We start from the raw sequence: 26,618 nt of genomic DNA on the forward strand, positions 1-26,618 counted from the left end.
GTTAACAGTCTGCTGACGAAAAGGCGCCGCGGGTGACGATCCGCGACGCCTTTGTTGACATTGTTTTACTTGCCGGGCCAGCGGCCAATATTGTCTAGCCGGCGGCGACGCCCAGCCCGATCGGGCAGCTCACCCCGGTGCCCGCCAGCCCGCAATAGCCATTGGGGTTCTTGGCCAGATATTGCTGGTGATAGGTCTCGGCATAATAGAAGGGGCCGGCCGGCGCGATCTCGGTGGTGATCGGACCCAGGCCCCGCTGGCGCAGGGCCGCGCCATAGGCCTCGCGGCTTTTCTCAACGATTTCAGCCTGTTGCGGCGTGGTCGTATAGATGGCCGAGCGATATTGCGTGCCCATATCATTGCCCTGCCGCATGCCCTGGGTGGGGTCGTGCTCCTCCCAGAAGGTCTTGAGCAGGGTTTCGAGGCTGACCTTGGCCGGGTCGTAGACCACCTTGACCGCCTCGGTATGCCCGGTGAGGCCAGAACAGGTTTCCTCATAGCTGGGATTGGGCGTGTGCCCGCCCTGATAGCCCACCGCGGTGACGATCACCCCCGGCAATTGCCAGAACAGCCGTTCGGCGCCCCAGAAGCAGCCGAGGCCGAAATAGATAGTCTCGGCCCCTTCGGGATAAGGGCCCTTGAGCGGGGCGCCATTGACGAAGTGATTGGGCGCAATGGACATTTCCTCGGCGCGGCCGGGCAGCGCCTCGGCGGCATCGGGGAGGGTCATCGGCTTTTGACGGAAGAACATCTGATGCTCCTTTCGATCCCTATATGGGGATGCAGCCGGCCTTTTTGCAGGTGGCTAGATCTGTTCGTGCCGCAGGAAGCGCTCGCGGCGCGGCCGGCGGCCCGCCAGCGCCAGGATCACGCCCGGCACGGCGAAGACGGCGAAGGCCGGATAGGTCAGCACGGCCTGGAGCACCACATGCAGCAGATCGGCGAAGAACCGGCTTTCGAAAAAGGCATCGACGGCCTCGAGACTGGCCGGATGCAATTGAGTCCAGGCTTGTCCGAAGCCGGTAAAGACCAGGGCATTGGCCGCCAAGGACTTGGTGCCGTCCACGACAAGAAAAACCAGCGCAATGCCGATCAGCCAGGTGCCCAATAGTCTAAAGACAAGCCGCATGAACTTTCCCTGTGCTTGTCAGAACCAATGCAAAGCCCCCCGGCACCCCGCCCTTCTGCCACGCCCAAACCATGCCCCACAAGATGGGATTTGCAGGCGGGAAAAACAATTGCGCTGTCGCCAAAGTGATCCCTTGCGCCCGCAACGATCATGGGTATATTGCGCCTCGCTCGCAACGGCCCGAACGGGTTGCGGTTCCGGTATTATATGCTGGACAGGCGCGATGCGGAGAGATGGCCGAGTGGTCGAAGGCGCACGCCTGGAAAGTGTGTAGGCGGGGAACCGTCTCGAGGGTTCGAATCCCTCTCTCTCCGCCATTCCCAAGCCATTGAAATTTCTAAGGCATGATCGAACAGCGGATTCCGTCACAGGATTCCGCCCGCCGATATGTGCGGTGCTTTTGACGTCTGGGGCAACAATGTCGGGGTCGGCGCAACCGGCCACTTCTCGCGAGGTGGCGTTCACTGGCGACGCAACCAAGCCACGCCCACTCAACCACATCCTGGATTGCCGATTGCAACGGACCATCGGCTCGACAGTTTACCGGAGGGCGCTTCAGAGGAGGCAGATATGACCGATCTGGATTTGACTGTAGACGAGATGGAGACCTTGGCTCGCTTCCAGTCCCTGGATCAGCCCGAGGAGGTGGACCCCCGGCATTTCGCAAAGCTGCTTTCACTGGCTCTTGTCGAGCAGAAGGAGGACGGACCTGAACTCACCTCGTCCGGCCTGGAGCTCCTGCGATCACGGGCGGCCGATGCGGAACTGGATAAGCAGCTGGAGCAGACTTTTCCTGCCAGCGATCCACCCAAGATCACCAGGAACGTCTAGCGTCGAACGTGTCGATCGGTCCGGCCGGCGCTTCCCGCCCACCTAACCGATTTTTCCCAGACTCCATGGGGAAGGCTCCGTCGCACCGACCGGGCCGCCTTGGCCAAAAACCTCAGAAGCGGGAGCGGTCAGGGTCCAAGCCAGGCGGCCGTTCTCGCGCACGAGCGTGGCCTTGCCGTTCAGACTTAATGGCACGACCCGCTCTAGAACAACGCTGCCAAATCCGCGACGCGGCGGCGCCTCCTTTTCATTCGCGCCCACAATCTCGGGAAAGATTTCTTCCCAGGTCAGCACAAGGTTCTTGCTACCGGCTTCATCGGGTCGCGTTTCCCAATGCACGTTCACCCGCCCACCTTGCGCCGAGAGCGCGCCATACTTTGTCGCATTCGTTCCGAGCTCATGCATCGCCATGCCGAGGTTCTGGACGGCATTGGGCTGCAACATGACGAGGGGACCGGACAGATTGATCTGTTCGGGATTGCCGAAGATGCTCAGGTGCTCCTGAACGACTTCGAACAAGCCGGCACCCGTCCAATCCGTGTTCACCAGCAAATCGTGTGAGCGCGAGAGCGCCATGATACGGTCTCGGACATGCGCTTCGAACTCCTCGGTGGATCGCGCTCGATTGCTCGTCTCGCGGATGATCGAGAGGATCACCGCGAACTGGTTCTTCACCCGATGATTGACTTCCCGGAGTAACAAACGGATTCGCTGTTCCGCATCGCGGGCAGCGCTGATATCCCGGGCGATTTTGGACGCCCCGACTATCTCCCCGTCATTGTCCCTGATCGGTGAGACCGTCAGCGATACAGCGATCTGAGTGCCGTCCTTTTTGAGGCGAATGGTATCGTAACTATCGATGCGCTCGCCGGCGCGGATGCGAGCTATGATGTCTTCTTCCTCGCTCGCCAGATGCGGCGGTATCAGCATCCGGATGGATTGGCCTATCGCCTCCTCAGCGGTGTACCCGAACAAGCGCTCGGCACCCGCATTCCAAGTCTGGATAACGCTGTTCAAATCCTTGCTGACAATCGCATCGAAGGAATTGTCGACGATGGCTGCCAGGCGAGCAGCGACGAGATCGGAGCTTGTCAAAAGCACCATCTCAAAATCCTCTCATATAACTTCAAATGCGCTTCACGATATTATCGCGCGCCGCAACGCTGACAGACAATAGCACGGGCAAGGGCTAACCCTTCACATTTCCTGCGGAGACAAGCCGCTTCATTGCCTCTCGATCACTCAACGCTCTAATCCTGTATCTGTTTCGCGACGCCGCAGCGCCTGGAAAGCTCTGAAATACCCAGACCCGCGTTTTGTCGCCCCACAAGGCGCGGATTAGTTTGGGCTATTGGAGACCCACCATACGCGAGGCGCCAATCCTTCCCATCGACGATCCGCTGTTGAAGACGAGGTCCAGGCCGACCGCATGTTCATGGTGATGTCAGGCGCCACCGAATTCGAGTTCAGCCAAAACCGGGTCGCCAATTGGCGAAGGGGCCCATAGATCGGCATGGCCAATAGCAGGGAGCCTGGCATGGAACTTGAAAAGAAAAACATCATCATCACGGGCGCGAGCAGCGGTATCGGGGCGGCGGCGGCACGGCTTTTCGCCCGCGAAGGCGCCAATGTCATCCTGGGAGCGCGGCGGCGGCATGAACTCACGATCCTCGCCGATGAAATCAATCAGGACAATGGTGGGCGCGCCGCCCTATTGAGCGGCGATGTCTCCGACCCGTCTTATGCTTCGTCCCTGGTCGAGCTGGCCGAGCAAGAATTCGGCGGGCTGGATGGCGCGTTCAACAATGCCGGCATAGTCGGCCAAATGACGCCGGTCACCTCGATGACGATCGAGAATTGGAACTCGGTTGTCGCCGTGAATCTTACAGCCGCATTCCACGCCGCCCAGGCACAGATACCGGCACTCCAGAAGCGCGGTGGTGGCGCGATCGTGTTCACATCGTCTTTCGTCGGCTTCAGCAATGGCGGCCTGCCCGGCATGAGCGCCTATGCGGCGACCAAGGCCGGCATGAACGGATTTGTGCAGTCTCTCGCCGCGGAGCATGCCGCCGAAGGCATCCGGGTCAACTCACTTCTCCCCGGCGGCACCATCACCCCTGCCGGAGGCGAAGGGAACAGGGAAGTGCTTGCCTTTGTGTCAGGCCTACACCCGATAAAGCGCATGGCTGAACCGACAGAGATAGCTCAGGCGGCGTTGTTCATGCTTTCCGATCGCGCTGGCTTTATGACCGGCTCCCCGATGGTGGTGGACGGCGGTATGTCCGTTCGATTGCTCTGACGACCAGGACGGAACGGTCCGCTCTGTCGGCCCCAATTCCGCGATCACCAGCTTGGGGCTGACCGACTCTCCACAATAGTCAGACGCGCAACGCGTACGGGCCCGGGCGCTATCGGGGCGCACCAAGCGCGCAATCGCGCCAACCCTTCCAACACTTAGTTGTCTGATAGATCTATAATTCAGTCGACCGCAATGTGTTAGTTTGGTAGCGAGATGCCAGTTGGAGGTGACGCATGCAGGAAGTCCTCGTTTTTGGTGATAGTTTAACTTGGGGCGCGGATCCTCAAACAGGAGCCCGCCATCCATACCCTATCCGCTTTCCATCCATCTTGAGTAAGGAGCTGGGCGACAAAGTCTACATCGTGGCTGACGGCCTTGGCGGACGGAACACCAGCTTCGACGATTTCTCCGGCCCCTGCGATCGCAACGCGGCGCGGACATTGCCCGTCCTGCTCGGAACGCACCAGCCGCTCGATCTCGTGGTGATCATGTTGGGCACCAACGACCTCAAGCCCTATATCTGCGGCCTGGCTTCGGGTGCTGCCGCAGGCATGAAGCGACTGATCCAGATCGTCAAATACTTCCCCTACAAGAGCGGGAATATCCCCAAAATTCTCGTCATCGCGCCACCGCCCTGCGTAGCCGGGCCAGGCGGCGCCCCGGCACAAAACCGGTCCATCAGTGAATCGCAGGCGCTGGCCCCCGCCTACCGCGCCCTTGCCCAGGCCGAGAACGTCGCCTTCTTTGACGCAGGGCAGATCTGTTCCGCATCGCCCATCGATGGCGTCCACCTAAGCGCCGAAGACACCGTGGCGCTTGGCAAAGCGCTGTTGCCCGTGGTCAAAGAGCTGCTCGATCAGTGACGAAGACCATTCTTGTGGTCGGCGACAGCCTCACCTGGGGCGCCGACCCCGCGACCAAGCGCCGACACCCGCGGGCATTTCAGTGGCCCCATGTCATGCAGACAGGTCTCGGCGAGGGCGCCGAGGTCGTGACGGAAGCCCTTTGCGGGCGGACCACGAGTTTTGACGATCACGCCGTTCTGGAAGAGCGCAACGCTGCGCGCTCGCTCCCCATGCTCCTGAGTTCGCACCAGCCGCTCAGCCTCGTCATTATCATGCTCGGCACCAACGATTTGAAGCCCCATTTATGCGGTTTAGCGCAAGGGGCGCAGGCTGGGTTGAGACGGCTGGTGCAATTGGTGCGGACGCACCCCTATATCGATGGCGCCGTTCCCAAGATCCTGATCGTTGCCCCGCCGCCGCGCATCCCAACGCCCGCCCGCCCCGAGGTCAGCGAAGAGACGCTCAACCAGTCGCGGCTCCTGGCGCCGCTTTACCGTTCGGTGGCCGAAACCGAGGCCGTCTGGTTCTTCGATGCCGGAACATCGTCCATCCCGTCGATGGCAGACGGAGTGCACCTCGACAGGGAGCAGACGCAAGCTCTGGGCCAAACCCTTTCCGTGCATCTACGTAACAAGCTTGCCGAGTTGTCTGACTATTGACAAAAGCTGTACTATAGCAAATGCTCGACGCCATCAGACTTCTGGGAGGAAACCAATGAAGAAAATCGTCTCTACGGTGGCGATCGCGGCGCTGATGGCAGGCTCGGCCCTGACCGCCGCCAACGCCGCAACGCCCAATGACCAGCTGGTCGTCGCCATGTCGCTGAGCAATGTGCTGACGCTCGATCCGGCATCCACGGGCAGCCGCGAAACCGCGCAGGTGCTGTCCGCGGTCTATGACACGCTGATCAAGCTCGACGATGACAATCCCGGCGAGTTCCTGCCAGCGCTGGCAGAGACCTGGGAGATCAACGAAGACAACACCGCGATCACCTTCAACCTGCGCGATGCGCAGTTCGCCTCGGGCAACAAGGTGACCGCGCAGGACGTCGTCTGGTCGCTGACGCGCCTGATGACGCTCAACCTCGCCAATTCCTCCTTCCTCAAGACCCGGGGTTTCTCGGCCGAAAACGCAGAAGCCAGCTTCGTCGCGGTCGATGAAGACACCGTGCAGATCAACCTGCCGCAGGCGGACGATCCGCGCATGGTGATGATGGTCATCGCCCTGCCCGGCCCCGGCTCGATCCTCGACAGCCAGACCGTTCTGGCCAACGAAACCGATGGCGACCTGGGCGAAAACTGGCTGCGCACCAATTCTGCGGGTTCGGGAGCCTTCACGCTGACCGAGTGGCGCTCCAACGAACACGTCATCCTTGATCGCAGCGACAGCCACTGGGACGAGGCGGCGGCCATGCGGCGCGTGCTGATCCGCCACCTGCCGGAATCGCAGTCCCAGCGCCTGCAACTCGAGCGCGGCGATATCGATATCGCCTATTCGCTGCTGGCAGCGGACCTTGCAGCCCTTCAGAACGCCGAGGGCATTGAAATCGAAACCGTGCCCAGCGCCGGCTTCTACTATCTTGCCGTATCGATGAAGGATGAGCGCCTCGCAAATCCAAAGGTGCGCGAAGCCTTGCGCTACCTGATCGACTACGAAGGCCTCAACAATTCGGTCATGCGGTTCTATGGCACGCCGCATCAGCGTCCGCTTAACTCGACGGCCATGGGCATCTTGCCCAGCCCCGGCTATACCCTCGATGTCGAGCGCGCCAAGAACCTTCTGGCAGAGGCCGGCTTTGCCGATGGGTTCGAGGTCACGCTGCATGCCTTGAACGAGCCGCCATTCCTCGACGCGGCAACGGCGATCCAGGCGACGCTGGGGCAGGCGGGCATCCGTGCCAACCTCATCACCGGCAATGGCGACCAGGTCTACGGCGCCATGCGCGAACGCAACTTCCAGCTCATCGTCGGTCGTGGCGGTGGCGGCCAGCATCCGCATCCGGACTCCAACCTGCGCGCCACAGCGTTCAACCCGGACAATTCGGATGAAGCCAAGCTCACCAATTACCAGGGCTGGCGCACGAGCTTTTATGACGAAGAGCTCAACCGAATGATCGAGGACGCTCTGCTGATCGCCGACCGCACCGAGCAGGTTGCCGCTTATGAAGAGATCCAGAACTATTACGCCGACATGATCCCGGCCATCCAGCCGTTCTCTGAGGTGGTGGTCACTGCCGCATTCCGGGAGGATGTGGAGGGCCTGACCGTCGACCCGTGGCGTACCGATTTCGGCGACGTCTCCAAGAACCGCTGACAACCTCGTCCCTCCCAGAGAAGCCCGGTCCAACCGGGCTTCTCGCCTTCCATCCAGCCTTTCCCGGCTGTTCGCCCCTTAGGACCAGCAATGATCATCACAGACGTTTCGGTGAAAACCTTCCTGACCACCACAAGGCGCCACGCCGACACTGCCGGCCACGCGCATCCGGGCCCGGAGCACAAGGTCAAGCAGGCCATGCTGATCATCCGCACCGAAGATGGGCATGAAGGCTATAGTTTCGGCGCCCCTGAAATCGTGCGCCCGCATGTGATCGACAAGTTCGTCAAGAAGGTGTTGATCGGCCAGGACCACCGCGATCGTGAGCGTTTGTGGCATGAGCTGGCGCATTGGCAGCGGGGTTCGGCCGCCCAATTGACCGATCGCACTCTCGCCGCCGTCGATGTCGCTCTCTGGGACCTTGCCGGCCGTGCGCTGAACCAGCCGGTGCACAAACTCATCGGAGCGTACCGGAACAAGGTTCGCGCCTATGGCTCGATCATGTGTGGCGATGAACTCGAAGGCGGTCTGGCAACGCCGGAAGACTACGGTCGCTTCGCCGAAAAGCTGGTGAAGCGCGGCTACAAGGGCATCAAGCTTCATACCTGGATGCCGCCGGTGTCCTGGGCACCGGACGTCAAGATGGACCTAAAGGCCTGTGCCGCGGTTCGCGAAGCGGTGGGCCCGGACATCCACCTGATGATCGACGCCTTCCATTGGTATAGCCGCGTCGATTCGCTCGAACTCGGCCGCGGGCTCGAAAAGCTCGGCTTCGACTGGATCGAGGAAAGCATGGATGAGCAGTCCATGAGCTCCTACAAATGGCTTTCCGACAATCTCGACATTCCCGTCCTCGGACCGGAAAGCGCCAGCGGCAAGCACTGGCATCGTGCCGAATGGGTCAAGAGCGGCGCGGTCGACATCTTGCGGACCGGCGTCAGTGACGTCGGAGGCATCACCCCCGCGCTCAAGACCATGCGGCTCGCCGAATGCTTCGGCATGGACTGCGAGATTCATGGCAATGGCTCGATGAACCTTGTCGTCGCGGCGACTTCCAAGAATTGCCGTTGGTACGAGCGCGGCCTGCTGCACCCATTCCTCGAATATGACGATGGCTTCGACTACCTGACCGCGCTTTCCGATCCCATGGACCAGGACGGCTATGTTCACGTCCCGGATCGCCCCGGCATTGGCGAAGCCATCAACTTCGAGTTCATCGAGAACAATCGGGTCGAATAGGGATCAACCCGCGCGATTCACCAGCGCGCGGGCCCTCAAAGATAGCGGGCGAGAAATGCGAACGCCTCGTCCTGCACCGATCGCGGACAGTGGTGTGCCCCTGCAAAGATCGCCGCATCCAGCCTGCCGCCAGCATCGCCGGCAATCGTGCTGAGCTGCGCGATCGCCCGCTCTACCGTTTCCCGCGGCATGTGACGATCCTGATCGCCCGCGCGGATGAAGAGAGGCCGATCGGCGGCGAGGCCGGCGAGATCCGGGTAGTCGGCGCGCAACGCCATGGCCGGATGGAGAAAGTAGTTCGCCGAATGCCCGCGCAGCAGCGGATTGGCATGGCTTAACATGTCCTTGCGGCAGCCGATCCAAGACAGCGAGACCGCCGCCTTGACCTTCTGACAAAGCGCCGCAGCCTGCCAGGCGCGCGCACCACCGAAGGAAAAGCCCATGACGGCGATGCGGCCGGCGTCAATCTCAGGCTGCTGGGACAGCCAGGCGATCGATTGAAGATCGTCGACGGCCACGATGCCGGCCAATGACCAGCCCAGTTGCAGCGCATGGTAAGCCACCGCCTGCTGCCGCTCGTAGCCACCATAAAACCGGGAGCCCCAACCAAGGGCATCGATGCAAAGCACGGCATAGCCTGCTTCCGCCAGTCCGTTGCCGAGGTGCCTGCCTTCATAAAAGGCGGCGGGGGCAACGCCATCGGCGATCATCTTGCGCCAGCCGGCGTCAAATGAGCCGCCATGGTCGTGTAGCAGAACCACGGCGGGCAGAGGCTCGCTGGCGCCCCTGGGCAGCAACAGTGCGGCCTCTCCCGCGTCGCCCGTGGCGTAGCGGAAGCGGTAGCACCGAAATTCGAGGCTGCCGGAAACCGATTGCTCCTTCGCCTCCATGACCAGGGGAGCATCACCGAACGGGAGGCTCGCCTGCCAGGCACTGCGCAGTTCATGTTGCCAGGAAGCGAACGGCGCGCGGTAGGCGAGGTCGAACGCAAGCGCATCCCGACGGCGCGCCAGGAACGGCAGCAGATCGTCAGGATGCTCGGTCATAGGCGATGGATGCCGAGATCAGCTCGCGCGCATAGTCATGCGTGGCCGAGTTGTTTTCAAGCGCAGCGCGGTCGAGCACTTCGACAATCTCCCCGCTGCGCATGACCGCAAAGCGGTCGCACATATAGTCGACCACGGCAAGGTCGTGGCTCACCAGGATATAGGTGTAGCCGCGCCGGGCCCGCAGGTCCGACAGGAGATTCAGGATTTCCGCCTGCACGGAAACGTCGAGCGCCGAAGTCGGCTCGTCGAGAAGCAGGACATCGGGCTCGAGGATCAGCGCGCGGGCAATGGCCACGCGCTGGCGCTGGCCGCCGGATAGCTGGTGAGGAAAGCGATCGAGGAACGATATCGGCAGCCCCACATCACGCAGAGCCTGTTCCATGCGTTCCTGCCGGCGATCGAGGTTGTGAATGCGCAACGGCTCATAAAGGACGGTGCGGACCGAATGGCGCGGATGCAGGGAGCCATAGGGGTCCTGAAACACCATCTGCACGGTGCGGCACCGCTCGATCACACCCATGTCGCGCACCGAGGCGCCTCCGATCTTGACCGTGCCGCGCCAATGCTCAAGCAACAGCGAAATGCAGCGCAGAACGGTGGACTTGCCCGAGCCGCTTTCGCCGACCAGACCGAAACACTCGCCCTGCTCCACCGTGAAGCTCACGTCAGGAAGGATATTGACCGCCTTGGCGCCATGGCCGAGGGCAATGCCCAGATTAGTGACTTCGACCGATTTCATGCGGCGCCCTCCAGCGGAATTTCCCATTCCGGCTTGCGATCGAGCACGCTCAAGGGCGCACGGCTGCCGCCAATGCGCGGCTGTGCCGCCAGCAAGCCCTGGGTATAGGGGTGCCGGGCACTTTCCATTTCCGAGGCCTTGAGGCTTTCGACCACCTGGCCGGCATACATGATCAAGACCCGGTCGCAGAAATTGCGAACCAGGTTGAGGTCGTGGCTGATCATGATGAGGCCGATGCCGCGCTGGCTGACGAGGTCATCGAGGATTCCCAGAACCTGCAGGCGAACCGTGACATCGAGCGCCGATGTCGGCTCGTCGGCGATAACGACGTCGGGATCGGTCAGCAACATCATGGCAATCATGATGCGCTGGCCCATGCCCCCAGAGACTTCGTGCGGGTAGAGATCATAGACCCGTTGCGGATCGCGGATCTGGACCGCTTCGAGCATCGACATGGCCTTGGCCCTGGCCTCGGCCTTCGAGCACTTGAAGTGAATGAGGTAGGCTTCGGCCACCTGGTCGCCGACACGGCGGATCGGGTTGAGAGAGAATTTGGGATCCTGCAGGATCATCGACATGCGGCGACCGCGAATATCGAGCATTTGCTTTTCGCTAAGCTCGAGGAGTGGCTGGCCCTGAAAGTCGAGGCGGTCGGCGGTGATGCGGGCGGTAGGCAGGAGGCGCAGCAAAGCACGCCCGACCGTCGATTTACCCGATCCGCTCTCGCCGACAATGCCGAGCTTTTCCCGGCCCAGCGAGAACGAGATGTTGCGGACGGCATCCACATATCCGGTGTCGCTGCGATAGCTGACCGAGAGCTTGCCGACATCGAGAATGGTGTCGTGGGGCAAAACCATGTCTACCTCCGGTTCATCTGCTTGGGATCGAGCGCATCGCGCAGTCCATCGCCCAGAAGGTTGAAGGCGAGGCTGACCAGAAGGATGGAAACGCCGGGGAAGGTCACCAGCCACCAGCTATCGAGCATGTAGCGCCGGCCCGTCGCGATCATGGCGCCCCATTCGGGCATCGGCGGCTGTGCGCCGAGGCCAAGAAAGCCCAATCCTGCAGCGGTCAGGATCACCGTTGCCATGTTGAGCGTCAGGCGGATCATCACCGATGGCAGGCACATCGGCACGATGGAGTGCATGATGATGCGGAATGGCGAAGCGCCCTGCAGCCGGGCTGCCGCGATATAGTCGGATGAGCGAAAGGTCAGCGTTTCGGCGCGGGCGAGGCGCGCGATCGGGGGCCACGAGGTCAACGCTATGGCGATGATCGCATTGTTGAGGCTTGGGCCCAGAGCGGCAACGAAGGCCAGCGCCAGGATGAGGCCGGGAAACGAGAGGAAGATGTCGGTGATCCGCATCAATATGGTGTCGAAGATTCCACCCAGATAGCCGGCGATGGTACCCACGGCGAGCCCGATCGGCCCGACCGTGATGGTCACGAGGAAAATGATGTTGAGCGTGATGCGCGTGCCATGGAGGAGGCGCGAAAAGATATCGCGGCCCAGCTCGTCGGTTCCGAAGAGGTGGTTGCCTCCGGGCGGCTGCAGAACGTTGTTGAGGTTCTGCACATTGGGGTCATGCGTTGCCAGGAGCGGCGCAAAGATCGCCAGCAGCACCAGCAGCGCTATGACGGCCAGGCCAAACGCGGAGGTGGGGCTGCGCAGCAAAAAGCGCAGGACATTAAGGAGCGGCGCTATCGCCGATCGGCGCCGGGACGCGGGCTTGGGGGCGTTGACGATATCGGTCATCGGGTCCTCGGATCAAAGACGCGGTACAGCACATCGGAAAGCACGTTGAGGCCGATGAAGATGACGCCGACAATGAGGACGCAGGTCATCACGGCGTTCATGTCGCCAATGAGAAGATTGTTGGTGAGATACTGGCCGAAGCCAGGCCAGGCGAAGACCGTTTCGATCAGCACGGCGCCTTCCAGAAGCCCGCCATAGGAGAGCGCCACGATGGTCACGAGCTGCACCCTTATATTGACGAAGGCGTGCTTCCAGATGGTGTCATGGCGCGAAAGGCCCTTCACGCGGGCCGTGGTGACATATTCCTGGTTGAGCTGATCGAGCATGAAGCTGCGCGTCATGCGGGTGATGTAGGCGGACGAGGAATATCCCAGCAGGCTTGCCGGCAAGATCAGATGGTTGAGCGCCGACCAGAAGACATTCCAATCCCCGGCGATCAGGCTGTCGATCAGCAGAAAGCCGGTCGGCCCACGAACGAGACCGATATAGAAACTGCTCATGCGACCGCTGCCGCCAACCCAGCCGAGGCTGGCATAGAAGATGATGAGCCCGATCATGCCGGTCCAGAAGATGGGCATCGAATGACCGAGAAGGCTGAACACGCGAATGACGTTATCGGCCCATTTGTCCCTGTTGACGGCGGCGATGACGCCGAGCGGTATGCCAAGACCGGCGCCGATCACGATGGCAAATGTCGCAAGCTCAATGGTGGCCGGCATAACATGGAGAATGTCGCTGATCACCGGCTGGCCGGTGCGGATCGCTACGCCGAAATTACCGGTCACTACGTCACCGAGATAACGGAAGAACTGCTCCCAGATCGGACGGTCGAGCCCGAGGCGCTCATAGACCATGCGATAGGTGTCCTGGGTGGCGTCCTCGCCGACAATGGCGCGCACCGGGTCGGCAGGCATCATCCGGCCGATGACGAAGGTCAGCACCAGAAGGCCGAACAGCGTGACAAGAATGGACACGACCTGGCCGCCCAGCGAACGCACTCTGCCCCCCGGGCGCAGAAACGAGCCCAGGCCGACCGGGCGCGGGCTGGCGTTTCCAGTCGAAATCGTCATGGGCTTCCTCCTCTGGGTGGCCGTCGCGCCCAAGGCACGACGATCAGGACAGGCAGCTGTTTGCCAGCTTCGATTATTGCCGGTTGTCGCGCCACCATTGGCCAAATGTCAATAGTTGTCATACAGATTTTTGCGAACGCCTTGAGCTCCAGGGTCGAATGCGGGCTTCGCCAGCCTTAGCAGACCACGGATTGATCATGGCGTGTTTTCATCGGCGCGCTTGACAGAATGGACCCCAGAAGGCTTTGTCAGTGTGGTTCTCCCGACGATGGACATCAAAAAGGCAGCAGATGGACACGAGGCGCAGCAGCTCGATGCGCGGCACTGGCACATTAGTTGGACAGGTCGCCGAGGCCTTACGCGATGCCATCGCCACCGGCCCCTACAAGCCCGGTGACAAACTGCCCAGCGAAGCACGTATTGCCGAACAGCACGGGGTCAGCCGAACCGTCGTGCGCGAGGCCATCGCGTCGCTGCGATCGGACGGCCTGGTCGAGCCGCGCCGCGGCGCCGGAGTGTTCGTGCTGGAGCCTGCAGAACCGGTGCCACCACCGTTTCAAAACATTGATCCTGGGCGGCTTTCCTCCATCATCGCACTTCTGGAACTGCGGACTGCGGTGGAGGTCGAAGCTGCCGGGCTTGCTGCCAATCGCCGTTCGCCGGCGCAGGAAGAAGCCATTTTCGACGCGCACCGCAAAGTCGGCCAGTGCATCGCCGCCGGCCAGTCCACGAGCACCGCCGACTTCGAGCTTCACATGGCCATTGCCGAAGCCAGCAACAATCCGCGCTTTCCCGAATTCCTGACCATGATCGGGCAGAATGCCATCCCCCGCGCCTCCCTCGACCCCGGTGATAAGGGCACTGCCAAGCCGTACCTCGAACAGCTGCACAGCGAACACGCCAACATAGTCGCAGCAATTTCCAATGGTGATGCGACTTTGGCGCGCGATGCCATGCGGGAGCACCTGCAAGGCAGCCAGCGCCGCTACCGGTCGTTGCTGCAAAACAGGTGACATCCTATCATACAGCTTCTTGACTTTGATCAGTCAGAAATTTACCTCTTGTGTGATTACTTTGCGCAAGGAGAATTCCATGGATCCGCAACAGGTAAAGCAGGCTCTGGGTGCTGGCCTCCTTTCGTTTCCCGTCACGCACTTCGACAGCGAAGGGCGTTTTAATCGCTCGTCCTACATGGAACATGTCGGCTGGCTTTCGAACTTCGGGGCCACGACCCTCTTCGCCGCAGGCGGCACCGGCGAACTCTTTTCGCTTCTGCCAGACGAAATTCCGGAGATCGTCGCAGCAGCGAAGGAAGCTTCCGAGGGCAAGACGTCGATCGTTTCCGGCTGCGGCTATGGCACGGAACTGGCGGTTTCCATCGCCCGGAACGCCGAGAAGGCCGGCGCCGACGGCATCTTGCTGCTTCCCCATTATCTGATCGATGCACCCCAGGAGGGGCTCTTCGAGCATGTGCGCGCCGTATGCCACTCCGTGGGTATCGGCGTCATGGTCTATAACCGGGACAATTCGGTGCTCACGCCGGAAACCTTGGCGCGTCTGTGCGAGGTGTGCCCCAACCTCATTGGCTTCAAGGACGGAACGGGCGATATCGGTCTTGTGCGCCGGATCACGGCGACCTTGGGTGACCGCCTGACCTATCTTGGCGGCATGCCCACTGCCGAGCTTTTCGCCGAAGCGTATCTTGCAGCAGGATTTACCACCTATTCGTCCGCCGTCTTCAATTTCGTGCCGGGTCTTGCTGTGGAATTCTACAAGGCGCTGCGCAGCGGGCATCGCGCCACCTGCGAGCGCATCCTCCGGGACTTCTTCTACCCGTTCATGGAAATCCGCAATCGGCGGAAGGGCTATGCGGTCGCCGCCATCAAGGCCGGGGTACGCCTCCAGGGCTTCGACGCCGGTCCGGTTCGTGCACCGCTTTCGGATCTAACGAAGGCGGAAGAGGAAATGCTCGAAACACTGATCGGCTCCTACAAGCGCTAACGTGGCTCAGGCCGAAGCGGCTTCTCGTTCCCCGGAAGGTTTTGCATGAAGATCTCGCTCACGGAAAACGTCAGTCTTCCCCACAATCGTCAGCTGGCCGGGCTGGCGCCCGGACCCGCGACGCAGGACAGTATCGCCACGATCGAGCTTTCGCTGGTGATGCTGCCGCTCAGCGAAGCGATCAGCGACGCCAAGGTGCTGATGGGGCGCCAGAAGCCGCTGACCGAAGTCGCCATGCTCTTTGCCGAAATCACCAGCCGTGAAGGACATACGGGGCTGGGGTTCAGCTATTCCAAACGCGCCGGCGGACGCGGTCTTTATGCCCATGCGCGGGAGATTGCCGGCGCGCTGTTGGGCGAAGACCCCAACGATATCTCCCGCCTCTGGGACAAGCTGGTTTGGGCCGGCGCCTCGGTAGGCCGGAGCGGACTTGCAACGCAGGCGATCGCCGCCTTCGACAATGCCTTGTGGGACATGAAAGCCAAGCGCGCAGGCCTTCCCCTGGCGAAGCTGCTCGGCGCCCGTCGCGATGCCGTTCCCTGCTACAACACCTCGGGTGGCTTTCTTTCGACGCCGCTCGAAAAGCTGCTCGAAAACTGCTCGTCGTCGGTGGCCAACGGCATTGGCGGCATCAAGATCAAGGTGGGCCAGACCGACCCGATGATAGATCTGGCGCGCCTCGAAGCCGTGCGCAACCACCTCGGTGATCAGGTCTCCTTGATGATCGACGCCAACCAGCAATGGGATCGCACCACCGCGCAACGCATTGGGCGGGTGCTGGAACGGCTCAATCTCGTGTGGATCGAAGAGCCGCTCGACGCGTACGATGTGGAAGGGCATGCCATGCTCGCAGCCCAGTTGGACACGCCCATCGCTTCAGGCGAAATGCTGACAAGCGTTGCCGAACATCGTGCGCTGATCGAAGCGAACGCGGTCGACTTCATCCAGCCCGATGCTGGGCGCGTCGGCGGCATCACTCAGTTCCTCAAGATCGCGAGCGCCGCGGAGCAGAAATATCTCAAGCTCGCGCCGCACTTTGCCATGGAAATCCACATCCACCTGGCCGCGGCCTACGCCCACGAATCCTGGGTGGAGCATTTCGACTGGCTGTCTCCCCTGTTCAATGAGCAGCTGGAGACCAGCGAGGGCACTATGATCGTTCCCGCACGGCCGGGCCTGGGCTTCAGTCTCAGCGCGCAGGCTCGAAGTTGGACAGCTGACAGCTGCAGCGTTGGTCCTCGATCATAGACCGGCTGTGGGGAACGCGAGAGACAGCGATGGACAAGCTATAGCAGCTCCTGCATCCGGTCTGAATCAAGCGCCCCGGCCTTGCGGAGGACGATCTGCGTCAGTGCGTGATCGTTCCTCAGGCCGGAGCGAAAGATGAAAGTGCTCCGCCTACCACCACGACGACGGGCCTGTCGGCGTGGCCGTCAGGCCGGCTTGCGGTTGAAGATCAGCGGCTTGAGGCCCCAGAGCAGGACCAGCAGGGCAATGGCCAGGACCGTGGCGCTGATCGGGCGGCTCAGGAAGGTGCCGAAATCGCCCCGCGACAGCAGCATGGCGCGACGGAAATGCTCTTCCATCATCGGGCCCAGGACAAAACCGAGCAGCATGGGGGCGGCCGGATAGCCGCCGACGCGCAGGGCGTAACCCAAGGCACCAAACAGGACGACGAGCATGACATCGAAGGCGCTGTTGCTGACGCTATAAGTGCCGATGCAGATGAACATCAGCACAGCGGGGAACAACCAATTATAAGGCACCATGAGCAGGCGCACCCAGACCCCGACCAGCGGCACGTTGAGGATGACCAGCAGAACATTGCCAATCCAGAAGCTCATGACCAGGCCCCAGAACAGGGAGGGCTGTTCGGTCATCAGTTGCGGTCCGGGCGCAATGCCATGGATCATCAGCGCGCCCAGCATCAGCGCCATGGTGGCGCTGCCCGGAATACCGAGTGCCAGCGTGGGAATGAACGAGGTCTGGTCGGCGGCATTGTTGGCGGCCTCGGGCGCCATGATGCCCTCGATCTGACCGCTGCCGAATTTTTCGGGTGCCCTGGAGACGCGTTTTTCAACCGCATACGCCATGAAGGCGGCGATGGACGAGCCGGTGCCCGGCAGCGTGCCGAAGAAGGCGCCGATGGAGGAGCCACGGATCATCGGCAACCAGGACCGACGAACGTCGTCCCTGGTCGGCTTCATGGCCGAAAGCTTTACCGAATTGGGATCGACCTTCTTGCCATCGACCTTGCCGACGCTGGCGATCACTTCGGAGACGCCGAACAGGCCCATGGCCAGCGCCACGAGATTGATGCCGTCGGCGAGGTCGAGAATGCCGAAATCGAACCGCCGCGTGCCGGTATAGATATCGCTGCCGACAAGGCCGAACAGGATGCCCAGCGCCACCATGATCAACCCCTTGAGGATCGAGCCGCTGGACACGTTACAGGCGGCGATGAGCCCGAGCAGCATCAGGGAGAAGTACTCGGCCGACGAAAAGCTGAGTGCATAGGCGCTGATTGTGCCGGCAAAGCCCATGAGCAGGATGATGCCGAACGAACCACCGAAGAAGGAGGCGACCGTCGTCATCAACAGTGCAATGCCGCCGCGGCCCTGCTGAGTCATCGGATAACCATCGAGGCAGGTAACGGCATTGGTGGCCGAGCCCGGAACGTTGAGCAGGATCGAGGCCGTGCTGCCGCCATAAGAGGTGCCGTACCAGATGCCGGCCAGCATGATCAGCGCGGCGGTCGGTTCCAGCTGGAAGGTCAGCGGGAACAGCATGGAAATGGCGGCGACCACGCCAATGCCCGGAATGACGCCCAGAAGCGTGCCGAGGAATACCCCGACAAAGCACCAGAGCAGATTGTACCAGGAGAGCGCGGTTTGCAGCCCGAGGATGAGATTGTCGAAATAGGACATCAGAATGGCCAGCCGATCAGCTTGAAATGCATGCCCAGGCCGATCCGGAAGATCAGAAAGGCAATGGCGCAAAAGACGATGCTGAGCACGATGGCGGTGACAGGCCGCGCGCCTTTGTCGGCGAAGGCCGAAATACCGACGACGCCGAAGACGGCGGGAATAAAACCGGCAGTGCGGATCAGCAGCGAGAAAACGATCACAGACAGAAGGATGAGGATGGCGGCGCGCCACTGGATCGAGGCCGGATCGATGCGCGGCAGATCCGACTTGAACCAGCCGGTCAGCGCCTGGGTGATGCCGAGGCCGGCGATCAGAACGCCGAGCGCCATCGGGAACATGCCCGGGCCCATGCGTTGCAGCGTGCCGATGGTATAATTCTGGGCGGCATAGAAGGCCACGATCGCACCGAAGATCGCGATCAGAAGACCGGGCACGATTTCCGAATAATTGCGGTCTATCATGCCGCTCTCCTGAGAAAATGCTGGACGTGCAAAGCCGCGCCATGCAGCGCGGCCCTGCAATGGCTGGATCAGTCGACCGTGGCGCCTGAGGCTTCGATTACCGCAGCCCAGGTGTCGAGTTCAGTGGCGTGATATTGCGCGAACTCGTCGCTTGCGCCGCCCAGCGGCGTGCTGCCGTCAGCGATCAGCAGGGCGCGTAGCGCTTCGTCCTGCAAGGCCTCGTTGAGGGCTGCATTGAAGGCGGCAACCATGTCTTCGGGCATGCCGGCGGGGCCAACGATGGCTTTCCAGTCGGCGGCGTTGTAGCCGTCGAAACCAAAGGAAGCGACAGTGGGGGTATCGGGCAGCACCGGGTTCGGCTCGGCCGAGGTGACGGCCAGCGGACGAACGCTGCCGGCACGAACATGCGGCAACACGCTCGGCACGCTGCCGATATAGATGTCGACGACGCCGCTCATCACGTCCGAAATCGCCTGGGCGATACCCGGATAGGGAACGTGTGTGAGTTCGAGCTCGCCCTGGGTGGCCAGCAGCTCAAGCGAGAGGTGAGCAACGGTGCCCGAGCCCGGCGTGCCATAGAGGATGGCGCCCGGATTTTCCTTGGCAGCGGCGATGACTTCAGCCAGGTCCTGATAGAGGGAATCCGGGAAGGTCACGATGGCCATCGGCTGAGTCGTGACCAGGCCGATATGCGAGAAATCGTTCAGCGCATCATAGGGGATATCGCTGTAAAGCGAGGGATTGACCGCCAGGTTCGAGGTCTGACCCATGCCGATGTTCAGGCCATCGGGCGCGGTGCGCGCCAATTGCGCCATGCCGATATTGCCGCCGGCGCCTGGCTGGTTCTGCACGATGATCGACCAGCCGGTGGCAGAGACGATCTTGTCGACGACCTGGCGCGCTAGGATGTCAGTGCCCCCGCCCGGCGGAAACGGCACGGTGAAGGTGATGGTGTCCTTGGTGTAATCCTGGGCCAGTGCAATTCCGGGTAGCGCCAGCGCGCCTGCCAGGGCAATGCATGCCAAAGTCGGTTTTGAAAACAGGTTCATATCGTCTTCCTCCTGGTTGCTTGGTGTTTTGGTTTTTGGCCTCAGGACCGGACCGGCTGCGTTTCGGAGCCGAGAATTTTCGAAATCGCATCGGCCGCCGCGAATAGGCGCGGCAGATGGGATTCCGCAGCTTCGTCGGTGAAGCGAACGAGCGGACCCGTCAGCGCCAACGATCCGAACAGGGTATTGCCGGCACCGAACAGCGGCACGGCAAGGCTGGCCACGTCGGGCGTGCGTTCGCCCCGCGTCAGGTGGTAGCCGCGCTCGCGAATGGATTGGCACAGCTCGCCCACATGTCCACCGAAGGCCAGGATCACCCAACCGGCAGCACCCTTGTCCAGGGACATGGCGTCGCCGGGCCGGGCGCTGTGGCGGATCGACTGGGCCGAGTCCTTACGCACAAGACACACGCGGGTGTCGCCTTCGCGGACATAGATTGCGGCGCTTTCGCCGGTATCATCGCTGAGCTTGATCAGTTCGGGCGCGATGAATTTCTCCGGGACGAAGGAGGCCGTATAGCGCGCACCGAGCTGGGCCAGCTTGGGGCCCAGGCGCCAGGTCGAGTCCTCGCACTGCACGAGCATGCGATTGCCGGCCAGCGTGCGGGCGATCCGCAGGGCAGTCGACTTGTCCAGCGATGTGCGCCGCGCCAATTCGGTCAGGCTCAAGGTTGCGTCTTCCTCTCCGAATGCACTGAGCAGAGCAACGGCGCGATCAACGGCCGCTACCGCAGTGGAATTGCCAGGCATTTGTCGTCCTCCAGAAAAGTGTCGTTGTTGTACTTAGTACAATCACTTTTCATATAGTACAATACACGCTAGACGATGCCCGTCAACACGAGGGCATCGACAGGAGGACGGCGTGGCGGAAAAGCAGCCGCAGAGCGGCACGCGATGGACGGTTATGGTCACCGGTGCAAAGCTGGTCGAGGAGGCTGAAAATCTATTATCGGCAAAGGGTTGCGCAACGATCTATGTCGATGGCTATGCCGGCCCGGAGGCGCTGCGCGACGCGGCACGGACCCATTGCGTCGACGCCATTCTCGTGCGTCAGGGCAAGATCGACCGCAGCGTTATCGAGGCCTCCGATCGACTCAAGGTTATCGCCAAGCATGGCTCGGGGGTCGACAATATCGATCTGGCGGCTGCCGGCGATAGATCGATTCCCGTCCTGCGCGCCCTCTCGGCCAATGCGCAATCGGTGGCCGAACTCGCCCTCACGCTGACATTGTCCCTGCTCAAGGACGTGACTGTTCTCGACCGCGCGGTGAAGAGCGGTAGCTGGCCCAAGACCAGCTATGTTGGGCGCGATATCGCCGGCACCTCTTTCGGCGTCATCGGCTATGGCGATATCGGCCGACGGGCGGCGAGCCTGGCCAGGGCCCTCGGCATGAGTGCCCTGGCTTTCGACCCCGGCGCCGCGGCAGCCGATGATGGCATTGAACGGGTGGAAACCCTGGACGCGCTGCTCGAACGCGCCGATGTCATCAGCCTCCATTGCCCACTCACCGAGCGCACGCGCGACCTCATCGGTGCAAGGGAACTGACGCTGATGGGCCCGGCGAGCTTCCTGGTGAACACCGCTCGCGGGGGGCTGATCGACGAAACGGCCCTGCAACACGCCCTCGCCAACGGGCATATAGCCGGTGCGGCTCTCGACAGCTTTTCACAGGAGCCTCCGGCGCCAGACCATCACCTGTTCGGTCTCGATAACCTTATCGCTACGCCCCATGTCGGCGGCGCCAGCCGGTCGGCGCTGCGCAACATGGCGGTCCAGAGCGCCACCAACATCCTCACCTTTCTCGAACACGGCACCTTCGACAGCGCCGCGCAGGCCAAGCCATCGCTTGCCGGCATGTCGATCAACGCCTGACCTCAACCCCGAAAGACAGTCATGACCCAGTTTCGCGTTCTCAACCGCACCCGCCAGGCCTCTTCGGAATGGGTAGAGCGCTTCCGCGCCTTGCCAGTCGCCAACATCAGCGATGTGATGCAACGTCTGGTGGCCGGTGGACCCAGCCTGCGCCCCTATTATACCGGCGAGCGTCTCTGCGGACCCGCAATCACCGTCAAGTCCCGCCCCGGGGACAACCTCATGGTTCACGCCGCACTCGACCTTGCCCAGCCGGGCGATGTCATCGTGGTCGATGCCGGGGGTGACCTGACCAATGCCATTATCGGCGAACTCATGGTCGCCTATGCCGCGCACAAGAAGCTGGGCGGCATTGTCATTTATGGCGCCATTCGCGACAGCGCCGAACTCAGCGCCGGCAGCTTCCCGGTCTTTGCCTCTGGCGTCACCCATCGCGGGCCCTATAAGGACGGGCCGGGCGAGGTCAACGCGCCCATCGCCCTCGAAGGCATGGTCATCTCCCCGGGAGACCTCATCTGTGGCGATGCAGACGGGGTCGTATCGGTGCCTTTCGATGACCTTGAACGCCTTTACGAGGCCGCAAAGGCAAAGCATGAGGCCGAGACGCGCCAGATGGAGGCTATTCACGAAGGCCGCAACGATCGCAGCTGGGTCGCCGCCCAATTGGTGAGAATGGGCTGCATCACCCCATAGATTCGGCGCTCGAACCTCAGCTTGCGGTCCATTGTCGGGTGACGACGATGGACGTTCCGCAGAGCTGTGCTAGTGTCGTCGCTACCGAGGGGTGTCCCGACAAGGGGCTGAGATTCTGCTGGCCGCGAGGCAGCGCAGTGACCCTTTGAACCTGATCCGGATCATGCCGGCGAAGGGACAGGTCGATGCGCCTTATCCTTTGCCGGCCTCTCGAACGAGGCCGCCAATGATTGCCAACGTTCTCAGCATCGCCGGCACCGACCCTACGGGCGGAGCGGGCATACACGCGGACATCAAGACCATCTCGGCAAACGGGGCTTATGCCATGGCCGCGATTACCGCCGTGGTGGCGCAGAACACCCAGGGGGTGCGAGCATTCGTCGCCCTCGAACCGGGCTTTGTCGGCCAGCAGATCGATGCCGTTTTCGAGGATGTTCGGGTGGACGCCGTCAAGATCGGCATGGTGGCGAATGCGGGCATAGCCGCGGTGATCGCGGAACGCCTTCGCCACCACAGCGCGCGGAACATCGTGCTTGATCCCGTCATGGTAGCCAAGAGCGGCGATCGCCTGCTGGAGCCCGAAACGGTCTCCGCCATCCGCGAATTGCTTGTGCCCCTTGCAACAATCATCACGCCGAATCTGCCGGAGGCCGGCGTTCTGCTCGACGCCCAGCCGGAATGGACGCTGGCCGAGATGCGGGCACGGGTGGAAGACCTGCATCGGCTTGGCTCGCAATGGGTGTTGCTCAAGGGTGGGCATCTCGATGGATCGGCGGACAGCATCGACCTGCTGCATGGGCCGTCCGGAACGATCGAGCTTTCAGCGCCCCGGATCCGGACGCGCAACGACCACGGCACCGGCTGCACGCTATCAGCCGCTATCGCGGCGCTCCTGCCCAGGCATTCAATGGAGGACAGCGTACGCGCGGCCAAGACCTACATGCACGGCGCACTCGCCGCGAGCGCGGAGCTGGATGTCGGCCATGGCCATGGCCCGCTCCATCACTTCTACAGGATTTGGGAACAAACTTCAGACGGCGGGCTCCTACAGAGCGCGGCGGAGACCACCTGAACGCCGCATCGCATTTCCGTCGGCGCCCTCGTCAGGGGTCTCGACGGCGCCGCTCGCTCTCAATCATCGCCATCAGTTTTCGCGCGGCGATGTCAGGCGCGCGGTGGCTGCATATGGCCGAGACAACGGCCATGCCATCCACGCCGGTCGAAAAGAGTGAGCGCACATGCTCGGCCTTCAAGCCACCTATGGCGACGGTCGGCACGGGGCTCAATCTGGCGAGCTGCGCCAGTCCGTCAAAGCCGATGGGGGGCTTGTGATCCGGCTTGGTTGGTGTGGCAAAGACCGGACCGAGCCCGAGATAGTCGACCATGGCAGGGTCGGCCGCGCGAACCGCAGCTTCGTTTTCTGCCGAGAGGCCCAGGATCATGTCCGGCCCGACCCTCGACCGCACTTCGATGGCCGGCATGTCGTCCTGCCCGACATGAACACCGTGGGCGTCGATCGCGGCGGCAGCTTCCACATCATCATTGACGATGAGCTTCACGCCGGTACCCGCTAGGACATCCATCAAGGCGCGGCCGGTGGCAACGAGGCCGGAGGTGCCGGCCTCCTTGTCGCGCAATTGCACCATGGTCGCGCCGCCGGCCACGGCAAGCCGCGCCGTTTCGACCATCGTGCGGACCCGGCACAGGCCGGGATCGAGGACGAGATAGAGCGAGAGGTCGAACCGCTTCATACCGCAACGATCCGACCGTCCGCTTCGAGGCTTTCGGATCTGAACCCGTGCAGGCTATCCAGGAACCGGATGGCGAAGCTTCCCGGCCCTTGTGCGCCCCGCTCCGCGATCTCGCCGGCAGCGGCGAAGGTCGCCAGGGCAGCCATTGTCGCCTCGAATGGCTGTTTCGGGGCGACGGCGACGAAGGCGCCGACAAGCGCGGTCAGCGAACAGCCCAGTGCCGTGACCTTGGGCATCAAGGACGAGCCGCCCGATATGCGGACCGACCGCTCGCCGTCCGTCACGAAGTCAACCGCACCGGTTACGGCCACGACCGCGCCCGTCGAGAAGGCGAGCTGCCGCGCGGCATCCTCGGCGTCACTGACCGGATCGCCGCTATCGACCCCCTGCCCTGCACTTTGGCCACCGCCTAGCGCGATGATCTCCGAGGCGTTGCCACGAATGATGGCCGGGCGCAGGTCGAGGAGCGCAGCCACCGTTTGGCTGCGAAAGGTGGTTGCGAAATGGGCGACCGGGTCGAGCACCCAGGGTTTTCCCGCCGCCCGCGCGCCGGCGATGGCCGTCTTCATGCCGGCGACCCAGGTGGGGGACAGCGTACCGATATTGACGGTCAGCGCGCCCGCGATCGCGGCGAATTCGCCGGCTTCCTCTTCGGCATGAACCATGGCGGGAGAAGCCCCCGCCGCCAGCAACACGTTGGCGGCCACGTTCATGGCCACATAATTAGTGATGCATTGGACGAGGGGCGATGTTTCGCGCATGCGGGTGAACAGGATGGACGGCGCGGCCATGGCTCGAGCCTCCTCGTTCACGGGCCTATAGAGGTCTCCGCCCTGACGGTATTTTTCCGTCATCGCCGCCATGCCGGGCTTGAAAATCTTGGCCGATGCCGGCAGCGGCCCGGCGGTAACGGTCGGGGTGGGAATGGATGTCATGATCGAGGCTCCTCGCTTCGCAAGCAATGGAGACCCAGCTCTGACGGGAAGGAGAAAGGAGGCCTTTGGACAGATCGGTCGTGCGACCGAAAGGCATCCGCACCGTCCCTACGCCAGTGTGAACTGGATCAGGTTCGTAGGGTCCCTGCGCTGCCTTTCGGCTCAGCAGTATCTCAGCCCCTTGTCGGGACACCCCTGGTGAAGCCGCAAAAATGCGAGCTGCCGCCTATGATGTCAATCTCCGGCAAGCCATCGGACGCAAATCAGCCTTGGGGCGGAAACCGATCAGTCGCTTTGGCCGCTCCGTTGCCTCAGGCGGCCTCGCGCCGTTGCAGATGTGTCATCCGGCGAACGATTTCACGGCGCGGTGCATGGACTGGCTGGTGTCGCCGGTAACGATGGCGCCGAGCAACGGCGCGGCGATGCCGGCATTGCGCAGCTGCGTGGCGTTTTCGGGCGTGAGGGCGAGCTGGCTGGGCACGATTACCGGAACATTCGCGGCCTGCACTACGGCGCCATAGCGCGCCAGGTCCGCATCGGTCATCGCGGTGCGATAGCGCTCGAATGGCATGATCGAGGCCTCGATGATGCAGCCGGGGATTGCGGCAATGCCTTGGATATCCTCAGCTTTACTGGTCGAGGAGAGAGCCGGCATGGGGCGCAGGCGTGATTGCAGCAGATGGGGCTGCATATGGTCGACATAGACGTTGAAACCCTCGAAGCCGAGATCGGCCAGGGCGTCCATTTCTTCAGCAGTGGGAACGGTTTCCTGGCCGGCCATGACAAGGAGGGGGCAGCCGAGTTTGGCGAGTTGTTCGAAGAAGGGGCGTTCCTGCTCGAACGTGCCGAAGGTGGTGCCGGTGGCGCGGTGATAAGCGTTGAGATGGGTCTTGAGAGCGAAGGCGCCGCCGTCGAGGGCGGCCTTGGCGAGGTCGAGATCATGCCGCGCCAGCGAGACGATGATGGGATAGTCGCCACTCGTAAGAGCTTGATAGAACTTGGTTTGTTTGTAGGTCATTCGATGCGGAGGCCGGTTGCGGCGTCGAAGAGGTGGATGGTGTCGAGGCCCGGGCGGACGTGAATAATATCGCCGGGGCGGGCGGCGATGCGCTCGCGGAAGACGCCGGTGATGGTGTGGCCGCCGAGGGTCATGGTGACCTGGGTTTCCGGGCCCATGGGTTCGATGAGGGCGATTTTGGCGGGCAGGCCATCATCGGCCAGGGAGAGGTTTTCGGGGCGGATTCCGTAGACTGCTTTTGTACCCGATGGAGGCGAATTGGTTAGCGGAAGGGTAACATCGAGCGCCGCGAAACCCTCGCTTGTGACAGTGCCTTCGATAAAGTTCATCGCGGGCGAGCCGATGAAGCCGGCGACGAAGAGATTGGCGGGGCGATCGTAGAGATCGAGCGGGGCGCCGACCTGTTCCACCTTGCCGCCATTCATGACCACGATGCGGTCGGCCATGGTCATGGCTTCGACCTGGTCGTGGGTGACGTAGATTGTGGTGACGCCGAGGCGCTGATGCAGGCCCTTGATCTCGCCGCGCATGACGACGCGGAGCTTGGCGTCGAGATTGGAAAGCGGCTCATCGAAGAGGAAGACCTGCGGATTGCGCACGATGGCGCGGCCCATGGCGACGCGCTGGCGCTGGCCGCCGGA

Annotated in this window: 28 protein-coding genes, 1 tRNA gene and 2 riboswitches; of the genes, 13 read left to right on the forward strand and 16 right to left on the reverse strand. The window is 62.3% G+C overall.

Annotation, left to right across the window (positions count from 1 at the left end):
• Positions 1-94: 94 nt before the first annotated feature.
• Positions 95-751 carry a peptide-methionine (S)-S-oxide reductase MsrA gene (gene msrA / locus A3840_RS02440; protein WP_067451321.1) on the reverse strand — a complete coding sequence of 219 codons (657 nt, stop codon included), beginning with the start codon at positions 749-751 and terminating at the stop codon, positions 95-97.
• Between the two features lie 54 nt (positions 752-805).
• The gene (locus tag A3840_RS02445; RefSeq protein ID WP_067451324.1) at positions 806-1,129 is read right to left on the reverse strand and encodes a hypothetical protein; all 324 of its coding nucleotides are present in this window, start codon (positions 1,127-1,129) and stop codon (positions 806-808) included.
• Between the two features lie 227 nt (positions 1,130-1,356).
• Between A3840_RS02445 and A3840_RS02450 the strand changes: the two genes are divergently transcribed.
• Both A3840_RS02450 and A3840_RS02455 read left to right on the forward strand, forming a co-directional pair.
• Positions 1,357-1,446: transfer RNA gene (locus tag A3840_RS02450), tRNA-Ser, on the forward strand.
• Positions 1,447-1,699: 253 nt separating this feature from the next.
• Positions 1,700-1,960, forward strand: a complete 261-nt coding sequence (locus A3840_RS02455) for a hypothetical protein (RefSeq protein WP_067451327.1) — start codon at positions 1,700-1,702, stop codon at positions 1,958-1,960.
• A gap of 42 nt (positions 1,961-2,002) precedes the next feature.
• On the opposite strand, the gene A3840_RS02460 is transcribed toward A3840_RS02455, so the two are convergent.
• Positions 2,003-3,064, reverse strand: coding sequence for a PAS domain S-box protein (locus A3840_RS02460; protein ID WP_067451330.1), 1,062 nt, complete (start codon positions 3,062-3,064; stop codon positions 2,003-2,005).
• Between the two features lie 433 nt (positions 3,065-3,497).
• Between A3840_RS02460 and A3840_RS02465 the strand changes: the two genes are divergently transcribed.
• The 5 genes from A3840_RS02465 (at position 3,498) to A3840_RS02485 (ending at position 8,656) form a co-directional block, all read left to right on the forward strand.
• A complete protein-coding gene (locus A3840_RS02465) occupies positions 3,498-4,259 on the forward strand; it encodes an SDR family oxidoreductase (protein ID WP_067451392.1) in 762 nt (253 codons plus the stop codon).
• Between the two features lie 233 nt (positions 4,260-4,492).
• Positions 4,493-5,122, forward strand: coding sequence for an SGNH/GDSL hydrolase family protein (locus A3840_RS02470; RefSeq protein WP_067451333.1), 630 nt, complete (start codon positions 4,493-4,495; stop codon positions 5,120-5,122).
• Positions 5,119-5,763, forward strand: a complete 645-nt coding sequence (locus tag A3840_RS02475) for an SGNH/GDSL hydrolase family protein (protein WP_067451336.1) — start codon at positions 5,119-5,121, stop codon at positions 5,761-5,763. The genes A3840_RS02470 and A3840_RS02475 overlap by 4 nt, the downstream gene beginning before the upstream one ends.
• A 55-nt stretch (positions 5,764-5,818) precedes the next feature.
• The gene (locus A3840_RS02480) at positions 5,819-7,417 is read left to right on the forward strand and encodes an ABC transporter substrate-binding protein (protein WP_067451339.1); all 1,599 of its coding nucleotides are present in this window, start codon (positions 5,819-5,821) and stop codon (positions 7,415-7,417) included.
• Between the two features lie 90 nt (positions 7,418-7,507).
• Positions 7,508-8,656 carry a mandelate racemase family protein gene (locus A3840_RS02485; protein WP_067451342.1) on the forward strand — a complete coding sequence of 383 codons (1,149 nt, stop codon included), beginning with the start codon at positions 7,508-7,510 and terminating at the stop codon, positions 8,654-8,656.
• Between the two features lie 35 nt (positions 8,657-8,691).
• Here A3840_RS02485 and A3840_RS02490 read toward each other — a convergent pair whose 3' ends face one another.
• The 5 genes from A3840_RS02490 to A3840_RS02510 are packed head-to-tail and all read right to left on the reverse strand — an operon-like array spanning position 8,692 to position 13,270.
• A complete protein-coding gene (locus A3840_RS02490; protein ID WP_067451344.1) occupies positions 8,692-9,702 on the reverse strand; it encodes a dienelactone hydrolase family protein in 1,011 nt (336 codons plus the stop codon).
• On the reverse strand, positions 9,686-10,444 hold the full coding sequence (locus tag A3840_RS02495; protein ID WP_067451346.1) for an ABC transporter ATP-binding protein: 759 nt from the start codon (positions 10,442-10,444) through the stop codon (positions 9,686-9,688). The genes A3840_RS02490 and A3840_RS02495 overlap by 17 nt, the downstream gene beginning before the upstream one ends.
• Positions 10,441-11,301, reverse strand: a complete 861-nt coding sequence (locus A3840_RS02500) for an ABC transporter ATP-binding protein (RefSeq protein WP_067451350.1) — start codon at positions 11,299-11,301, stop codon at positions 10,441-10,443. Before A3840_RS02500 ends, A3840_RS02495 begins: the two co-directional genes overlap by 4 nt.
• 2 nt (positions 11,302-11,303) lie before the next feature.
• Positions 11,304-12,200, reverse strand: a complete 897-nt coding sequence (locus A3840_RS02505; protein ID WP_067451353.1) for an ABC transporter permease — start codon at positions 12,198-12,200, stop codon at positions 11,304-11,306.
• On the reverse strand, positions 12,197-13,270 hold the full coding sequence (locus A3840_RS02510) for an ABC transporter permease (RefSeq protein ID WP_082903595.1): 1,074 nt from the start codon (positions 13,268-13,270) through the stop codon (positions 12,197-12,199). The genes A3840_RS02505 and A3840_RS02510 overlap by 4 nt, the downstream gene beginning before the upstream one ends.
• A 314-nt stretch (positions 13,271-13,584) precedes the next feature.
• On the opposite strand from A3840_RS02510, the gene A3840_RS02515 reads away from it, so the two are divergent.
• The 3 genes from A3840_RS02515 to A3840_RS02525 all read left to right on the forward strand — a co-directional run bounded on the left by A3840_RS02515 (position 13,585) and on the right by A3840_RS02525 (position 16,519).
• Positions 13,585-14,283 (forward strand): FadR/GntR family transcriptional regulator, encoded by a 699-nt coding sequence (locus tag A3840_RS02515; protein ID WP_342669881.1) that lies wholly within the window; start codon positions 13,585-13,587, stop codon positions 14,281-14,283.
• A gap of 79 nt (positions 14,284-14,362) precedes the next feature.
• Positions 14,363-15,271 carry a 5-dehydro-4-deoxyglucarate dehydratase gene (gene kdgD / locus A3840_RS02520; protein ID WP_067451397.1) on the forward strand — a complete coding sequence of 303 codons (909 nt, stop codon included), beginning with the start codon at positions 14,363-14,365 and terminating at the stop codon, positions 15,269-15,271.
• 45 nt (positions 15,272-15,316) lie between these two features.
• Positions 15,317-16,519 (forward strand): L-talarate/galactarate dehydratase, encoded by a 1,203-nt coding sequence (locus A3840_RS02525; RefSeq protein ID WP_067451359.1) that lies wholly within the window; start codon positions 15,317-15,319, stop codon positions 16,517-16,519.
• Positions 16,520-16,704: 185 nt separating this feature from the next.
• On the opposite strand, the gene A3840_RS02530 is transcribed toward A3840_RS02525, so the two are convergent.
• From A3840_RS02530 to A3840_RS02545, 4 genes are all read right to left on the reverse strand, one after another.
• Positions 16,705-18,198 (reverse strand): tripartite tricarboxylate transporter permease, encoded by a 1,494-nt coding sequence (locus tag A3840_RS02530; protein WP_067451361.1) that lies wholly within the window; start codon positions 18,196-18,198, stop codon positions 16,705-16,707.
• Complete coding sequence (locus A3840_RS02535; RefSeq protein WP_067451363.1) at positions 18,198-18,659, reverse strand: tripartite tricarboxylate transporter TctB family protein; 462 nt, start codon at positions 18,657-18,659, stop codon at positions 18,198-18,200. Before A3840_RS02535 ends, A3840_RS02530 begins: the two co-directional genes overlap by 1 nt.
• 68 nt (positions 18,660-18,727) lie before the next feature.
• Positions 18,728-19,708 (reverse strand): Bug family tripartite tricarboxylate transporter substrate binding protein, encoded by a 981-nt coding sequence (locus A3840_RS02540; RefSeq protein WP_067451366.1) that lies wholly within the window; start codon positions 19,706-19,708, stop codon positions 18,728-18,730.
• 41 nt (positions 19,709-19,749) lie between these two features.
• A complete protein-coding gene (locus tag A3840_RS02545; protein WP_067451367.1) occupies positions 19,750-20,457 on the reverse strand; it encodes an IclR family transcriptional regulator in 708 nt (235 codons plus the stop codon).
• Positions 20,458-20,569: 112 nt separating this feature from the next.
• Here A3840_RS02545 and A3840_RS02550 point away from each other — a divergent pair, with 112 nt between their 5' ends.
• The 3 genes from A3840_RS02550 to thiD all read left to right on the forward strand — a co-directional run bounded on the left by A3840_RS02550 (position 20,570) and on the right by thiD (position 23,345).
• The gene (locus A3840_RS02550; protein ID WP_245676533.1) at positions 20,570-21,580 is read left to right on the forward strand and encodes a hydroxyacid dehydrogenase; all 1,011 of its coding nucleotides are present in this window, start codon (positions 20,570-20,572) and stop codon (positions 21,578-21,580) included.
• Between the two features lie 21 nt (positions 21,581-21,601).
• Positions 21,602-22,273, forward strand: a complete 672-nt coding sequence (locus A3840_RS02555; protein WP_067451369.1) for an RraA family protein — start codon at positions 21,602-21,604, stop codon at positions 22,271-22,273.
• 77 nt (positions 22,274-22,350) lie between these two features.
• Positions 22,351-22,469: riboswitch (TPP riboswitch) on the forward strand.
• Positions 22,470-22,499: 30 nt separating this feature from the next.
• The gene (thiD, locus tag A3840_RS02560) at positions 22,500-23,345 is read left to right on the forward strand and encodes a bifunctional hydroxymethylpyrimidine kinase/phosphomethylpyrimidine kinase (protein ID WP_067451372.1); all 846 of its coding nucleotides are present in this window, start codon (positions 22,500-22,502) and stop codon (positions 23,343-23,345) included.
• A gap of 31 nt (positions 23,346-23,376) precedes the next feature.
• Here the strand turns inward: thiD and thiE are convergent, their stop codons facing one another.
• The 4 genes from thiE to A3840_RS02580 form a co-directional block, all read right to left on the reverse strand.
• A complete protein-coding gene (gene thiE, locus A3840_RS02565; RefSeq protein ID WP_067451374.1) occupies positions 23,377-24,024 on the reverse strand; it encodes a thiamine phosphate synthase in 648 nt (215 codons plus the stop codon).
• The gene (gene thiM, locus A3840_RS02570; RefSeq protein WP_067451402.1) at positions 24,021-24,815 is read right to left on the reverse strand and encodes a hydroxyethylthiazole kinase; all 795 of its coding nucleotides are present in this window, start codon (positions 24,813-24,815) and stop codon (positions 24,021-24,023) included. Before thiM ends, thiE begins: the two co-directional genes overlap by 4 nt.
• 231 nt (positions 24,816-25,046) lie before the next feature.
• Positions 25,047-25,166: riboswitch (TPP riboswitch) on the reverse strand.
• Between the two features lie 133 nt (positions 25,167-25,299).
• The gene (locus A3840_RS02575; RefSeq protein WP_067451377.1) at positions 25,300-25,977 is read right to left on the reverse strand and encodes a hypothetical protein; all 678 of its coding nucleotides are present in this window, start codon (positions 25,975-25,977) and stop codon (positions 25,300-25,302) included.
• Positions 25,974-26,618 (reverse strand): ABC transporter ATP-binding protein (locus tag A3840_RS02580; RefSeq protein ID WP_131798229.1); only part of this gene is annotated, 645 nt, incomplete at its 5' end. The genes A3840_RS02575 and A3840_RS02580, both read right to left, overlap by 4 nt.

This window comes from Devosia elaeis (genome assembly GCF_001650025.1).
GTDB lineage: Bacteria > Pseudomonadota > Alphaproteobacteria > Rhizobiales > Devosiaceae > Devosia > Devosia elaeis.